The sequence below is a fragment of the Propionispora hippei DSM 15287 genome, assembly GCF_900141835.1.
Taxonomy (GTDB): Bacteria; Bacillota; Negativicutes; order Propionisporales; family Propionisporaceae; genus Propionispora; species Propionispora hippei.
This window is the reverse complement of record NZ_FQZD01000022.1, coordinates 27,762-42,015: the sequence shown is the minus strand read 5'-3', so window position 1 is coordinate 42,015 and position 14,254 is coordinate 27,762. Positions and strand designations below refer to the sequence as shown.

General features: G+C 54.0%; 14 protein-coding genes. All 14 read left to right on the top strand.

Annotated elements, in window-relative coordinates:
• Positions 1-5 precede the first annotated feature (5 nt).
• The 14 genes from F3H20_RS12695 to F3H20_RS12630 all read left to right on the top strand — a co-directional run bounded on the left by F3H20_RS12695 (position 6) and on the right by F3H20_RS12630 (position 14,136).
• Positions 6-635, top strand: a complete 630-nt coding sequence (locus tag F3H20_RS12695) for a phosphate propanoyltransferase (RefSeq protein WP_223191755.1) — start codon at positions 6-8, stop codon at positions 633-635.
• Positions 632-1,498 carry an ethanolamine utilization protein EutJ gene (gene eutJ / locus F3H20_RS12690; RefSeq protein WP_223191754.1) on the top strand — a complete coding sequence of 289 codons (867 nt, stop codon included), beginning with the start codon at positions 632-634 and terminating at the stop codon, positions 1,496-1,498. The genes F3H20_RS12695 and eutJ overlap by 4 nt, the downstream gene beginning before the upstream one ends.
• A 3-nt stretch (positions 1,499-1,501) precedes the next feature.
• Positions 1,502-2,284: a flavoprotein gene (locus tag F3H20_RS12685; RefSeq protein WP_149735289.1), complete on the top strand. Its 783-nt coding sequence runs from the start codon at positions 1,502-1,504 to the stop codon at positions 2,282-2,284.
• A gap of 32 nt (positions 2,285-2,316) precedes the next feature.
• Positions 2,317-3,768, top strand: coding sequence for an acetaldehyde dehydrogenase (acetylating) (locus tag F3H20_RS12680; protein WP_149735288.1), 1,452 nt, complete (start codon positions 2,317-2,319; stop codon positions 3,766-3,768).
• Between the two features lie 13 nt (positions 3,769-3,781).
• Positions 3,782-4,045, top strand: coding sequence for a EutN/CcmL family microcompartment protein (locus F3H20_RS12675; RefSeq protein WP_149735287.1), 264 nt, complete (start codon positions 3,782-3,784; stop codon positions 4,043-4,045).
• A gap of 18 nt (positions 4,046-4,063) precedes the next feature.
• A complete protein-coding gene (locus tag F3H20_RS12670; RefSeq protein ID WP_149735286.1) occupies positions 4,064-5,203 on the top strand; it encodes a 1-propanol dehydrogenase PduQ in 1,140 nt (379 codons plus the stop codon).
• A gap of 70 nt (positions 5,204-5,273) precedes the next feature.
• A complete protein-coding gene (locus F3H20_RS12665; RefSeq protein WP_149735285.1) occupies positions 5,274-7,823 on the top strand; it encodes a glycyl radical protein in 2,550 nt (849 codons plus the stop codon).
• Between the two features lie 86 nt (positions 7,824-7,909).
• Entirely contained in the window at positions 7,910-8,698 is a 789-nt protein-coding gene (locus F3H20_RS12660) for a glycyl-radical enzyme activating protein (protein WP_149735284.1), read from the top strand.
• A 39-nt stretch (positions 8,699-8,737) separates the two neighbouring features.
• Positions 8,738-9,034: a BMC domain-containing protein gene (locus F3H20_RS12655; protein ID WP_149735283.1), complete on the top strand. Its 297-nt coding sequence runs from the start codon at positions 8,738-8,740 to the stop codon at positions 9,032-9,034.
• A gap of 344 nt (positions 9,035-9,378) precedes the next feature.
• Entirely contained in the window at positions 9,379-10,602 is a 1,224-nt protein-coding gene (locus tag F3H20_RS12650) for a radical SAM protein (protein ID WP_223191753.1), read from the top strand.
• Positions 10,603-10,722: 120 nt separating this feature from the next.
• Positions 10,723-11,379: a Crp/Fnr family transcriptional regulator gene (locus F3H20_RS12645; protein ID WP_149735282.1), complete on the top strand. Its 657-nt coding sequence runs from the start codon at positions 10,723-10,725 to the stop codon at positions 11,377-11,379.
• Positions 11,380-11,445: 66 nt separating this feature from the next.
• Positions 11,446-12,480, top strand: a complete 1,035-nt coding sequence (locus F3H20_RS12640; RefSeq protein WP_188128322.1) for an ABC transporter substrate-binding protein — start codon at positions 11,446-11,448, stop codon at positions 12,478-12,480.
• A gap of 10 nt (positions 12,481-12,490) precedes the next feature.
• On the top strand, positions 12,491-13,267 hold the full coding sequence (locus F3H20_RS12635) for an ABC transporter ATP-binding protein (RefSeq protein ID WP_149735280.1): 777 nt from the start codon (positions 12,491-12,493) through the stop codon (positions 13,265-13,267).
• A 2-nt stretch (positions 13,268-13,269) separates the two neighbouring features.
• Positions 13,270-14,136, top strand: a complete 867-nt coding sequence (locus tag F3H20_RS12630) for an ABC transporter permease (protein ID WP_223191752.1) — start codon at positions 13,270-13,272, stop codon at positions 14,134-14,136.
• Positions 14,137-14,254: the final 118 nt, after the last annotated feature.

Below are 14,254 nucleotides of genomic sequence, written 5' to 3'. Positions count from 1 at the left end.
TTTACGTGGAATGGACCCGGGAGGAAGCTGTTGTAGAGATTTTGTCCCGGTTGGAAGAAACGGAAGCCAACGGAACCATACCTATCGGGATTTCCAACCGGCATATCCATTTGAATCAGGCCGACCTGGAACTGTTATTTGGCAAGGAGCATCCGTTGACGGTGCTTAAGGAGCTTAGCCAGCCAGGACAGTTCGCCGCACGGGAGACTGTCTGCATTGCCGGTCCGAAAGGCTGCTTTAGCAATGTGCGGGTATTGGGACCGGTCCGGCAAGAGAGCCAGATTGAAATCAGCCGCCATGACGCCATGGCGCTCGGCATTCAGCCGCCGGTCCGGGTATCGGGGAACTTAACAGGCGGTGCCAGCCTTTGTGTCAGCGGCCCCAAGGGCATGCTGGTCATGCAGGGCAAGGTCATTGTGGCCAAGCGCCACCTGCATATGACGCCGGCCGATGCCAAGCGTTTTCAGGTGTCCGACGGACAACTGATTGCTTTGGAAGCGGGCGGGGAAAAGCAGTGCGTGTTCCGGCAGGTGGTTGTCCGGGTCAGTGATCAGGCTGCGCTGGAATTTCATCTGGACGTGGATGAGGCCAATGCGGCCGATTTGAAAAACGGCATGACGGCGAGACTGCTATGAAGCGCGTCGCGAAAAAAGCTTATCCGCCCGCCTCGATGGAGGCTGTCAACGAATATTTGACCCGTATGGAAGCGACGCAGCAAATCGCGAGCTTTTCACCGACTGACCTGGCATTACCGTTAAAAGTAGGTGTCGATCTGGGCACCTCTAATATCGTGATTACCGTGCTGGATAACCGGAATCAACCCGTGGCGTTCGCCTCGTGGCCGGCCCATGTGGTCCGGGACGGCATCGTCGTCGGCTTTATGGAAGCCGTGAACATTCTGGCCGAGCTGAAGGAAGCTCTGGAAAAGCGATTGGGGCTGACCCTGACAGAGGCGGCTACCGCTATTCCGCCGAACATTCTGCCCGGTAATGTAAAGGTTATTGCCAATGTGGTGTCGGCCGTCGGGTTCCGCGTCGTCAAAGTCATTGATGAGCCGGAAGCGGCAGCCCTGATGATGCAGGTAACCGATGGTGCCGTGGTCGATATTGGCGGCGGTACAACCGGTATTTCGCTGCTCCGGGCCGGTAAGGTGGTTTACTCGGTGGATGAGCCTACCGGCGGTACTCATATGACACTGGTGGTCGCCGGCAATACCGGTCTGGAATTTGACCAGGCGGAAGACTACAAAGTGCTGCCGGAGAACTATTCCCGGGTGTTTACCATGGTTCATCCGGTCATCGAGAAAATGGCCGAGATTACTAAATCCAATTTACGGGAAAAAGTCGGGGCGCTCTATTTAGCCGGCGGTGCCAGTTGTTTAAAAGGAATTCAGGACGTATTCGAGGCATATACAGGCATCAAGACCTATAAGCCGGAGAATCCCCTGCTGGTGACCCCTATTGGAATTGCGCTGTCCATCCCCTCGGTGGAGGTGTGAGGTATGACGACTATACCACTTGAATCCGACCTGCTGCAGCGGATCGTCCAGGCCTTGCTGCCAGTACTCAATAAAAACACCCTTATCTTTTTTACCGGCGGCGCGGCGGCGGCTAAAGCTGACGAGTGGCTGAAGCTGGTTGATCGTTTGCTGATTACGGAAGCGAAAATTGTGGTGTCTCCGGCCTTTGGCCAACTGGCGCCCGAGCTGTTTGTTCAGCGGCTGGGGGCAAGGCTCCTGACTGAAGAAGCCGCCATGCGGCGGTTTATCCAGACGGCTCATCTGGGAGTTGTGCCGGTGTTTACCCGAAACACGCTGGCCAAGGCGTCGCTGGGTATTCAGGACAATCTGGTCACCAACGGCATTGCCGCCGTACTGATGCGGGGACTGCCGCTGATTGGCGTCAAGGACAATTACCATCCTGACAATGACCATACCCGCGAGCTGGGCTATCAGGCCAATCCGGCCTATAATGCTATGTTGCTGAATTATGAGCAACAGCTTGGCCGGCTGGGTGCGACGCTGGTTGATTCCGGCGAATTCACCCCGGTTATGGAGCGGACACTGTATCCCGGTGTGTTTGACAAAACGGCGCAAAGCCCTGCAGCAAAACCACAAACAAGTCGGACGGTGAAAAATCTGGTCAGTCAGCCGGTTATTACCTGGCAGGAGCTTAGCGACGTGGCGCCGGGAACCACGGTGACAGTCAAGGAAAATGCTATTGTGACGCCGTTGGCCCAGGAATACATCAAGAAGCAGGGCATTACGCTGCAGCCTGCCGGATAGCAGCCAAAATCAAACTAAAGAGGTTATGAGCGATGGATTTCGATAAAGATTTACAAAGCATCCAGGAAGTCAGAGCTAAAGTAAAACAGGCCAAACAGGCCGCGGTCCGGTTCAGTGAATATGCGCAGGAGACAATCGATCAAATTGTTGCCGCCCTGTGCGCCGCCGCCTTAGACAATGCCGAGCATTTGGCCAGGCTGGCCAAGGAGGAAACCGGTTACGGAAAGTGGGAAGACAAGGTGGTTAAAAACACCTTTGCCGCCCGGACGGTGTATGAATCCATGCAAGGTTTGAAAACGGTAGGCATTCTCCACGACGACCAGGAGAAAAAAATCGTGGAGGTCGGTGTGCCGGTAGGAGTCATTGCCGCGCTTATCCCGTCAACCAATCCCACTTCGACCGTCATTTTTAAAGCACTGATCGCGCTGAAAGCGGGTAATGCTATTATTTTTTCACCTCATCCGACAGCGGTACGGTGCATCCGGGAAACGGTGCGGATTTTACAGGAAGCGGCGACGCGCAGCGGAGCGCCGGAAGGCATCCTAAGCTGCCTGACCATTCCGACGATTGACGGCACGAACGCGTTAATGAAACATAAGGACGTCAGCCTGATTCTCGCCACAGGCGGCGAGGCGATGGTCCGGGCGGCTTACAGTTCCGGTACCCCGGCCATTGGGGTAGGTCCGGGCAACGGTCCGGCCTTTATCGAGCGGTCAGCCGACATTCCCCAGGCAGTACAGCAGATTCTGGAGAGTAAAACCTTTGACAATGGTGTGATTTGTGCGTCGGAGCAATCCATTGTGGTTGAGGAAATCATCCGGGATGCGGTCATTGCCGAGATGAAACAGCGGGGCTTTTATTTCCTCAGTGAAGCTGAATCGGAGACGTTAGGCCGCCTTCTGTTGCGGCCCAATAAAACGATGAATCCGGCCATTGTCGGACGCAATGCCCAGGAAGTGGCTGTGCTGGCCGGCTTGTCGGTGCCGGCCGATGCCAAGGTGCTGGTTTCGTTCCAGGACACCGTTTCCTACGATAATCCGTACAGCCGGGAAAAGCTGACCACCGTACTGGCTTTTTATACCGAGTCCACCTGGGAACGGGCCTGCCTGCGCTGCCTGGAATTGTTGCACAATGAAGGCAAAGGGCATACCATGACCATTCACTCGAAAAATGAAGCGGTAATCCGAGAATTCGCACTCAAGAAAAACGTATCCCGGCTGCTGGTCAACACTCCGGCGGCGCTGGGCGGCATCGGAGCCACCACGAATCTGGTACCGGCGTTGACTCTGGGCTGCGGAGCGGCAGGCCGAAGCTCCACTTCCGATAATGTGGGCCCGCTGAACTTAATCAATATACGTCGTGTCGCTTATGGGGTCCGCCCCACTCCGGCGTTGCCGGCCCCGGCCGGTCCGGCCGTGAGCACCAAGGCGGACGTACTGGATATCGAAGCGCTGGTGCGCAGCATTATCAGTCAGACCAAATAAAGGATGTGTCAGCATGCACTTGGCCAAAGTGATCGCTAAAGTAGTCGCCACGCAAAAAGCGGAAAAACTGGTAGGCGGCAAACTGCTCGTGATTAAATCGGTGGATGAGCATAGAAATTTGATGAACCATGAGCCGCCGTATGTGGCACTGGACTGCGTGGGAGCCGGCGTGGGAGACTGCGTGCTGGTGGACTGGGGCGGCAGCGTGGATAACGATCCCCGTATGGTCAGCGATATGTCCATTGTCGGTATTATTGACACCATTGAATTTGAATAAAGAAAGGAGGGGCTGTGAGTGGCTGCCAATGTGTTTCAGGTCCGTCCGGTGCTGTATTATGGTGTCGCGACCGCCGAGGTGATCGAACAGTGCGGGGCGAAAAAAGCGCTGGTCATTACCGATCCGTTTATGAAAGACAGCGAGTTGTTGACGTCCATTCTCCAGCGACTATCGGCCCAAATGGATTACCGTTTGTTTGCCGATATACGCCCCGATCCGGACGTATCGCTGGTGGCCCGGGGGACAGAGGCCCTGCTGGCCTACTCGCCCGATTTGGTGATTGCCGTCGGTGGCGGATCGACCATTGACACGGCGAAAAGCATCCTGTATTGCGTGAAACAGGCGCTGCCGGACCGGGAAGCTATTAAATTTATTGCTATTCCTACTACCAGCGGCACCGGCTCGGAGGTTACCAATTTTTCCATCGTGACGGTGGACGGAAAAAAGCTGGCCATTGTCGATGATCAATTGGTGCCGGATATTGCCATTCTGGATGCCGCCTTTACCGAATCGGTGCCGCCGGTCGTGACGGCCGATACGGGAATTGACGTCTTAACCCATGCGCTGGAAGCGTACTTTTCGACCCAGGCATCCAACTATACCGATGCGCTGGCGGAAAAGGCCATTGAATTGGTATTCACTTATTTGCCGCGGACGGTAAAAAACGGCAAGGACAAAGAGGCCAGGGAACAGATGCACGATGCCTCCTGCCTGGCGGGGATGGCTTTTACCAACGCTTCCTTGGGCATTAACCATTCTCTGGCCCATGCTTTGGGCGGCAGCTTCCATATTCCCCACGGCCGGGCCAATGCCCTGCTGCTGCCGGGAGTGATCGGCTATAATGCCGCCAGCCCTGTGGTTGCCCGGCGATGCTTCCGGTTGGCCGGCTTGCTGGGACTTTCGCCCGCCAACCAGGCGGACGGAGTGCGGCGCCTGCTGCTGGCGGTGCGCATCCTGATCGGCAGTATCGGTATACCCGGCAGTCTGGCGCAAATGGACATTGACCGGGAGGCTTTCTTCCGGGAACTGCCGGCCATGTGCCAGGCTGCGCTTGACGATAAATGTACGGCCACTAATCCGGTGGTACCTTCTTTGCAGGAACTGGCGATTCTTCTAACCCAGGCTTATGCCGGCCTGGCGCCGGACGAGGTTGCCTGAGGAAAGTTTTACGGTCTTGACTACCAGGTAAAAGGATGACCATATTTTACTATATTAGGAGGTTCTAAAGGTGAAACAGGTACTTGATATTTCTCCCGTGAATCAAAGTCCGAGAGTTCAGAAACTGATCGACGCCTTGTATGCGAGAAACCCCGAAGTGGAGGCGGAACGCGCCTGCCTGATTACCGAGTCATACCAGCAGACGGAAGCGCTGCCGATCACTTTACGCCGGGCCAAAGCCCTGGAGCATATCCTGGATCATATGACTCTTGTCATCCGCGAAGATGAATTAATTGTGGGCAATCTCACGGTAGCGCCCCGGTCGACGCAGATCTTCCCGGAATTCTCCTTCCAGTGGCTTACCGAAGAATTTGATACGCTGGCCAAACGGACTGGCGACGTGTTCAATATCAGTGAAGAAACCAAACGAAAGCTGACTCAGGTCTTTGCTTACTGGGGCGGCAAAACGGTTAACGAACTGGCTACCGAATACATGTATCCGGAAACCAAACTGGCGATGAGCCATAACGTATTCACCGTTGGCAACTATTATTTTAACGGTGTGGGCCATATCAGCGTCGATTATGAAAAAGTGTTGAAAATCGGCTTTAACGGAATCATCCGCGAAGCGGAACAGGCGCTGGCTGAGGCTGACCGCGCCTGCCCGGATTTTATCAAAAAACGCAACTTCCTCGATGCTGTGATTATTACCTCACAGGCGGCTATCCGGTTTGCCAACCGTTTTGCTGATCTGGCCGAGTCGATGGCTTACCAAGCCGGCGGTAAACGGAGCCAGGAACTGCAGACGATAGCCCGCAACTGCCGCACTGTCCCGGCCAATCCGGCCGGCAGCTTTTATGAAGCGCTCCAGTCCTTCTGGTTTGTGCAAGCCATTATCCAGATTGAATCCAACGGACATTCCATTTCCCCCATGCGGTTTGATCAATACATGTATCCCTATTACCAAATGGACATGGCTGTGGGCCGTCTGACTAAAGACAGCGCCCAGGAACTCTTGGACTGCCTGTGGGTCAAATTCAACGATATCAATAAAGTGCGCGATTCCGGTTCCACCAAGGGCTTCGGCGGCTATCCGATGTTTCAGAACCTTATCGTCGGCGGCCAGGACCAGGAAGGGATTGATGCGACCAACGAACTGAGCATTGCCTGCCTGGAAGCCAGCGCTCACACCAAACTGCCGCAGCCGTCCATTTCCATCCGGGTCTGGAATAAATCGCCCAATGAATTCCTTATTAAAGCGGCGGAGGTTTCCCGTCTTGGCTTAGGCATGCCGGCCTATTACAATGACGAAATTATCATTCCCGCCCTGGTCAACCGGGGACTTACCCTGGAAGATGCCCGGGATTACGGCATTATCGGCTGCGTGGAACCGCAAAAGGGCGGCAAAACCGAAGGCTGGCATGACGCCGCATTCTTCAATATGGCAAAAGTCCTGGAACTGGTTATGTATAACGGCAGGCTGGACGGTGTTCAGGTCGGACCGCAAACGGGTGAGTTCACCTCTTTCACCTCTTTTGAACAAATTGAAAAGGCCTATCACGAGCAAATGGAATATTGTGTCGGCCTGCTGGCCAATGCGGATAATGCCGTCGATTTAGCCCATGGCGCCCGCTGCCCGCTGCCGTTTGTCTCCTCCATGGTCGATGACTGCATCGGCCGGGGCCAGTCCATTCAGGAAGGCGGCGCCTGGTACAACTTTACCGGTCCGCAGGGCGTTGGCGTAGCCAATGTGGGCGATTCGCTGCTAAGCATCAAAGAACTGGTCTTCAACCGTAAGCTTTATACCCTGGCGCAGATCAAGGAAGCGGTGGAGCAAAACTTTGGCGGTGCCCCTAGCGGCAGCGGCCATGCCCAGGTTAGCCCCGATATCATCGAGGAAGTCATTCGCCGGATGCTGGCCGACGGCAAAAAGATTACGCCGGAACAACTCGACAAACTGCAGCAAATCGCGAAGAACGGTCTGCCGGCAGCCGCTCCGGCGACGGCAGGCGGTAAATACGACAAGCTGCTGCAGGATATTGATACGGTACCTAAGTTCGGCAATGATGTGGCCGAAGCCGATGAACTGGCCCGTTATGCCGCTCTGACCTATTGCCGGGCCGTTGAAAAATACAAAAATACCCGCGGCGGTAAATTCCAGCCCGGCTTGTATCCCGTATCCGCCAATGTGCCGATGGGCGGTCAAACCGGGGCAACGCCTGACGGACGCAAGAACGGCGAGCCTCTGGCTGACGGCGTATCGCCTGTTTCCGGCCGCGATGTGAACGGGCCGACGGCTGCCGCCAACTCGGTTGCTGCTCTGGATCATGCCATTGCTTCCAACGGCACGCTGTTTAACCAGAAATTCCATCCTTCCGCTTTAAGCGGCCGGGCCGGTCTGGAAAAACTGGCTGCTCTCGTACGGGGCTACTTTGATCAGAAGGGCATGCATGTACAGTACAATGTAGTCAGCCGGGAAACCTTGCTGGACGCGCAAAAGAATCCCGACCAATACCGCAATCTGGTAGTCCGGGTAGCCGGCTACAGCGCCCACTTCATTTCCCTGGACAAGAGCCTGCAAGATGACATCATCAACCGCACGGAACAAATGTTTAACTAATCCTGTAAACAAGCCGATGCTCAAGTACGGTTTCCGCTGTATACTTGAGCATCGCTTGTATCAGCAATACATGGATGGAGGCTATTATGCAGGAACTATATAATATGACGGGAATTGTAGCGGAGATTCAGCGCTTTTCCGTACATGACGGGCCCGGCATCCGGACGCTGGTCTTTTTAAAAGGCTGTCCCTTGCGCTGCAAGTGGTGCTGCAATCCGGAAAATATCCGGCCTGAGCCGCAGGTTGTTACCAGGCGCGGCGTACAAGTGACCATTGGCCGGCGCATGTCGGTGGGGGAATTGATGGCTGAAATACGCAAAGACGTTATCTACTACCGGCGGTCCGGCGGCGGGGTGACGCTGTCCGGCGGCGAGGTTTTATTTCAACCCGAATTTGCCCTGGCCATTCTCCAGGCTTGCAAGGCAGAAAATATTCACACGGCGATTGAGACGAGCGCTTTTGCCGCCTATCCTACTATTCAGGAACTGCTGCCCTGGCTGGATTTGGCCATGTGCGATCTTAAGCACGTCGATCCGGCCAAGCACCAGCGCTATACCGGACGGCCCAACGACCTGATCCTGGAGAATTTGCGGAAAATCGCGCTTGCCGGTACACCGCTGATTATCCGGGTGCCGGTCGTACCCACCTTTAACGATGTTCCCGGCGAGATCGCCAGCATTGCCGCCTATGCGGCGTCGCTGCCCGGTGTCAGGGAATTGCACCTGTTGCCCTATCACCGGCTGGGAGAAAGCAAATATAAGGAATTGGAGCAAGACTATGAGTTCAGCGGCATCGAACCGCTGAACAGCCAGGATATGCTCAAGCTGCTGGATGTGGCCAGACTTTCGGGGCTGTCCTGTCAGGTTGGCGGCTGACGGGCGGTCCATCACTCGGGCAGAGAGGGGAGACAGCAGGTGCTGAACTGTGAACTGATTCATAATCCTTCGCCGGGCAGCCTTCAAATTTTAAAACGAAAAATCCATGACCGGGAACTTGCCGCCTATCTGGAGACACACCGGGTGGAAGCGGTGGGCTTAATTCAGGGACAATTGGCCAAAATTTTGGTTGCCGCCGACATCGCTGAAAAAGTGGCCAACGTGATGGTTACCGAAATCGCTGGCTCCTGTCCGCAGCATATTACCATGATCGCCGTTTTCGGCAGCACGTCGGCCGTAAAAGTGGCTATCGAGGCGGTGCAAAAACGGGACTGACCGGTGGCTCGAAAGGGATGGGCGTGGAAAGCTTTCTAAGGAACCCGCTGATTTATTTACAAGATACTATTTACTTGCAGGGCTAACCTGGTATAGTATATAGCTACAATAACAAAATATTTTACAACATGTCGTGCAGACGACTTACTGTTGGCAGGTGTTCGTTTATCATTACAAATAATACCATCGCTGGTGCCTAGACAAGGGCGCAAGGTTGAGCAGACGACTGCAGGCCGGATATTTCTCCGTAAAGCTAAGGAGGAATTATCCGGCTTTTTTATTGCAGCGGCCGGCTTGTCCGTCGGCAGCAGCGAGCAGGGGTAATAAAGACGGGAGTGATGACGGTGACGGCCCAAGCCAACCATGTAAACAAAACGGATCGCGAAAAATTATTAAAAGAAATGGAAATCCGGGTAGGCGTTTTTAACGAAGGCATTCATGCCGAGGTGAGCCTGTTTCAGCAACTGGATTTTGAAAACGAATATTTGGAACAGGTGCAGGCATGCTTTTACAATAATCATCAGGCCTATAAGGACACCAATCTGCCGCAGGCTTTCCGCTCGCCCAGCGGCTACCGGTACGCCTTTTCCTACGATCCCCAGTCGCGCTATTCGATTACCGGGGAAAACGGACGGTTTTATCTGCATGACCGCCAGACAAGACTGTTCGAGGTGAAGTTTGAAAAACGGCCGAAATACTACAACCAACACACCAGCAACGGCAAGAAAATGTCGACCATCGCCCAGTATGTGGGGTCTTCCAAAATCACGGTGGCCTATAGCAACGAATGCTCGCTGCAGGAAAAGAATCTGGACTGCCGGTTTTGCAATATTAACGCCACCAAGGCCAACTATGCCGACCGGCAGGGGATTTCCTGGAAAACGCCGGCCGAAATTGCCGAAGTGACCAAGGCGGCCTATGCCGAAGGCTGTAATCATCTGACGATTACCGGCGGTTTTATTCCGGAACGGCGCGAGGTGGAATATTATATTGATGTGGCCGAAGCCATCCGGGAGACCACCGGTTTGGACGATTTCGGCGGCACGGCCTGCATCGGAGCGCCGTTGGATCTGGAGGTCATTGATAAATACAAGGAAGCCGGCTACAGCCGGATTGCCACCAACATGGAGATCTGGGATGAAAACATCTTTAAGGCAATCTGTCCGGGCAAGCATAAAATATGCGGCGGCTACCAAAACTGGGTGGACACGTTAAAGTATGAAGTAGAGGTGTTCGGCAAAGGCAATGTGCGTTCTTATTTTGTCGCCGGCATCGAAACCAAGGAAACACTGCTGGAGGGTATCGAATACCTGGCTTCGCTGGGCGTGGTGGCGGTGCCCCAGATCTGGATGCCTAAGCCGGGGGCGGCGCTGGAGGGACACCGGGCGCCAACGACCGAGTGGTTTATTGATTTATTTCTAAAAGCCTATAAAATTTTAGTGCGCTATGGCATTACCCACGAGCAATTTTATCATACGACCAATGATGAAGGACGGTTTTTTGATTATCTCTATGACGCCGACGGCGACTATCTTGACCGGATCGCCGATTACCGGATCGCCATATAACGGCGGGAAAAACAAAAAAACTGTCGCTGCTGAGCAGAAAAAACTGCAGGCTGAATTTTTTGCGATTCAGTCTGCAGTTTTTCTTATGTATAGGATAAAAGATTGTCGGGAGGGTGGAGAATGAATTATGTAGTGCCTCATTTTACCGAAGAGGAAATCAATCTTCTCAAACAATCCGGCCGGGTGCTGACGGTGAAAGCCGGTCATATTCTGTTCAGGGAGAATGACGAGACAGACCATGTCTATCTGATTGAAAGCGGCCATGTGAAGCATTATCATACCACCTCGCTGGGCAAGGTCGTCATTGTTTCTATTTGCGGGCCGAGCGAGATGATCGGCGTACCGGCGGTTTTGCTGGGACAAAGACGGGGCGTTTTTGCCGAAGCTTTGGAACCGGGAACCCTGTGGCGGATTGAGCAGGAAGTTTTTCTGCGCCTCTTGCATCAGTATCCGCAGTTAGCCGTCAAGCTGGCGGCGATTCACTGTCAACTGGTGCGAAACTATGAATACGGGCTGCAGACCTTGGTTGTTGCCAGTGCCGACAGCCGTCTGGCCTGGCTGCTGCTGCGGCTGGCCGAGGGCCGCAGGCCGGAGCGGGACGGCGGACAGCGGGTCAGTTTTTATCTGACCCATCAGGAAATGGCCGATATGATTGGTTCCTGCCGGCAGACGGTAACGACGGTGCTGGGGAATTTTAAACGGGCCGGTTTGATTCGTATCAAAAAACACGCTTTGGAAATTGTCGATGCCGACCGGCTGCGGCAATTGGTTAGTTAAGAGTGGTTACCTAGTAGCGGGCAGAGAAATCAAAGCAACTTATATGATAAATGGAGAGTGAAGGAAGTGGCAAAGAGAGTGAAAGAGACGAGCGGACGAATATTGGTGGCGGTATTATTAATCATACTGGGCGTGATTGGTCTGGCCGGCTGTGGCGGTACAGGCGGCGCCTTGGATAAACAGGCGGGCAACAGCCGGTTTGCCATCCGGATTGGCGCCGATTCATCGCCATTTTCCTTTCAGTTTCGCGTGGCAAAGGCCAAAGGTTTTTTTGAAAAATACAATATTGACGCCGATGTACAAACCTTTTCCTTTGGCATTGATACCATCAACGCCTTAATTCTTGATCAGGTGGACAGCGGCCAGGCGATGGACTATGCCCTGGCCAGCCGGCTGGGTAAAGAGAGCGATCTGCGGATTGTCTCCTATATTGCCACACCGTCCCTGGATGGGGCCTCGCTATATGTGGTAGGACCGGATATTAAAAGCCCGGCCGATTTGACCGGTAAGCACATCGCCGCTCAAAAAGGGACGGTCAACGAATACGTTTGGGCGCAAACCTTCAAAAAGTTCGGCGTAGATCCCAAAGCGGTGCACATGCAGTATTTTGGTTCCAATGCCGAGATGCTTGCCGCCGTTCAGACCGGCAAGGCCGATGCGGTCTGGGGCGATAAGTCAAACAAAAGCAAAATACTGGAGATAGCGGGCATCAGAGAGCTTGGCGATTTTCATCTCATTGATTTTGAAATGAAGGGCTATCTGGCCTTTAAAGACCAGTTTGTCAAAGCGCACCCGCAGGAAGTGGAGAATTTCCTGAAAGCCCTAAACGAGGCTTCCGAATACATTGCCCAGCATCCTAAAGAAACGGCGGACATTGCTTATCAGGATTTGAAGCTGCCCAAAGAGGATGTGCTGAAGACGCTGGAAACCTATACCTATCATATCCGTTTTTCCCAGGCTGATTATGACCATATTCAGGATATCGCCGCCTGGTCCTATCAAAACGGTTTGATAAAAAATTCATACGCTGTCCGGGATTATCTGGCGCTGGACCCTCTGCGCAAAGCCTTGCCGGAAACAGTTACTTACAGCGGAAAGTGAAGGGATCGTTATGCGGGACTTAGCCATTCATATTGAGCACCTGTCAAAAAGCTATGAAGGGTCCGGCCGGGAGACTGGCCGGCCGGTGCTGGACAATATCAATCTGGAGATTATGCAGGGAGAGTTTCATGTACTGCTGGGTTCCAGCGGCTGCGGCAAGTCTACCCTGCTCAATATCATTGCCGGATTTTTGCCCAAAACAAGCGGCACGGTCAGTGTGAACGGCAGGGAAGTGGTCCGGCCGGGCCGGGACCGCGGCGTAGTCTTTCAAAATGCCGATGCGGCCATGTTTCCCTGGCTTACGGTAACCGAAAACGTGGAGTTCGGACTGCGGATGCAGGGCGTTGACAAAGAAAAGCGGCGGACTATCGCCCAGGAATATCTGCAACTGGTGGGTTTGTCCAGTCACGGGAGCAAATATCCCCACGAGCTTTCCGGCGGGATGAAGCAGCGGGTCCAACTGGCCCGTCTGCTGGCCAACGACTCGGCTATTCTAATTATGGATGAACCGTTCGGGGCTCTGGATGCCCAGACGAGAAAAATTATGCAGCGGGAGCTGATCCGGATCTGGGAAAAGACGGCCAAGACCATTGTGTTTGTCACCCACGATATTCAGGAAGCACTGCTGCTGGGAGAAAAAATCAGCATTCTGGCGGCGTTCCCCCAGACCGGCATTGTGAAAACCTGCTGGGTTGAGTTTCCCTATCCCCGCCGGGAGACGGATCAAGCGTTTATTCAGCAATATCTGGAGCTGCTGGGGTATTTTGATTTCGGAGGAGGTATTTAGCGGTGTTAGGCAGAGCAAAGGAGTATCCGGTGGAACTGGCTGTTCTGGAAGAACAAGGAACGCCACTGGCAGGCGCAGGCTGGAAAAAAATACGGCAGACGATTCGGCTGCTGCGGCAAAAGGGGGTTTTGACCTGGCTGCTGCTGGCGGTTTTGTGGAATGGGGTGGCCCTGTTTTATCCCCCGTCTTTTTTCCCCGGCATCGGCCAAACGGTAATCGGGTCGTGGGAGATCATTCAGGACGGGACCTTGATCTGGTTTATGCTGATTAGTCTGCTCCGGGTATACAGCGGCTGGTTGCTTGGTTCGCTGCTGGCTGTGCCGGTGGGGCTCTTGATCGGCCGCAGCGAGGTTGTCCGGGAACTGGCGGAGCCCTTTGTTAACTTTTTCCGGGCTATTCCGGCCATCGCCTTTCTGACGCTGTTTATTATGTGGTTTGGCGTCGGCGAAGAATCCAAGATTATCCTGATTCTGTATTCCACCTTTTTTATTGTGGTCATTAATACGGCGGCCGGCGTGCTGAGCCTGGGCAAGGATAAAATCCAGGCGGCCCGTTCGCTGGGCGCTTCGGAGGGGCAAATATTTTTTCATGTCATGATTCCCTCGGTTGTACCGCACATATTCACCGGCGTCCGCCTTGGGCTGGGAGCGGCTTTTACGTCCATTGTCGCGGCGGAAATGCTGGCGGCCAAGGCCGGCATCGGCTATCTGATTTTTACCTCCCGGCTGTATTTTCGTACCGACTGGATTTTTACCGGTCTGGTGGTGCTTGGGGTTATGGGCTTTCTTTCCGATAAGCTGCTCCGCTGGGGCGGGGCGCTGGCTTTGAAAAAATACGGTGTCCGGAATGAGGTCAATTTTGGCGAATAGCTTGTTTTAAGAGGATTTCTTTAAAGACTATGTCGCAATGGCGACTTACGCGCCTGAACCGATTTGCTATACTGAAACCACTCCGGGATAATCCGGAAGCTGAGCAGACAGACTGCAG

Bases quoted from the DNA above. Each gene is read 5' to 3' on its own strand.
- eutJ (WP_223191754.1), top strand. From the start codon at position 632: ATGAAGCGCGTCGCGAAAAAAGCTTATCCGCCCGCCTCGATGGAGGCT.
- F3H20_RS12685 (WP_149735289.1), top strand. From the start codon at position 1,502: ATGACGACTATACCACTTGAATCCGACCTGCTGCAGCGGATCGTCCAG.
- F3H20_RS12680 (WP_149735288.1), top strand. From the start codon at position 2,317: ATGGATTTCGATAAAGATTTACAAAGCATCCAGGAAGTCAGAGCTAAA.
- F3H20_RS12675 (WP_149735287.1), top strand. From the start codon at position 3,782: ATGCACTTGGCCAAAGTGATCGCTAAAGTAGTCGCCACGCAAAAAGCG.
- F3H20_RS12660 (WP_149735284.1), top strand. From the start codon at position 7,910: ATGCAGGAACTATATAATATGACGGGAATTGTAGCGGAGATTCAGCGC.
- F3H20_RS12645 (WP_149735282.1), top strand. From the start codon at position 10,723: ATGAATTATGTAGTGCCTCATTTTACCGAAGAGGAAATCAATCTTCTC.
- F3H20_RS12635 (WP_149735280.1), top strand. From the start codon at position 12,491: ATGCGGGACTTAGCCATTCATATTGAGCACCTGTCAAAAAGCTATGAA.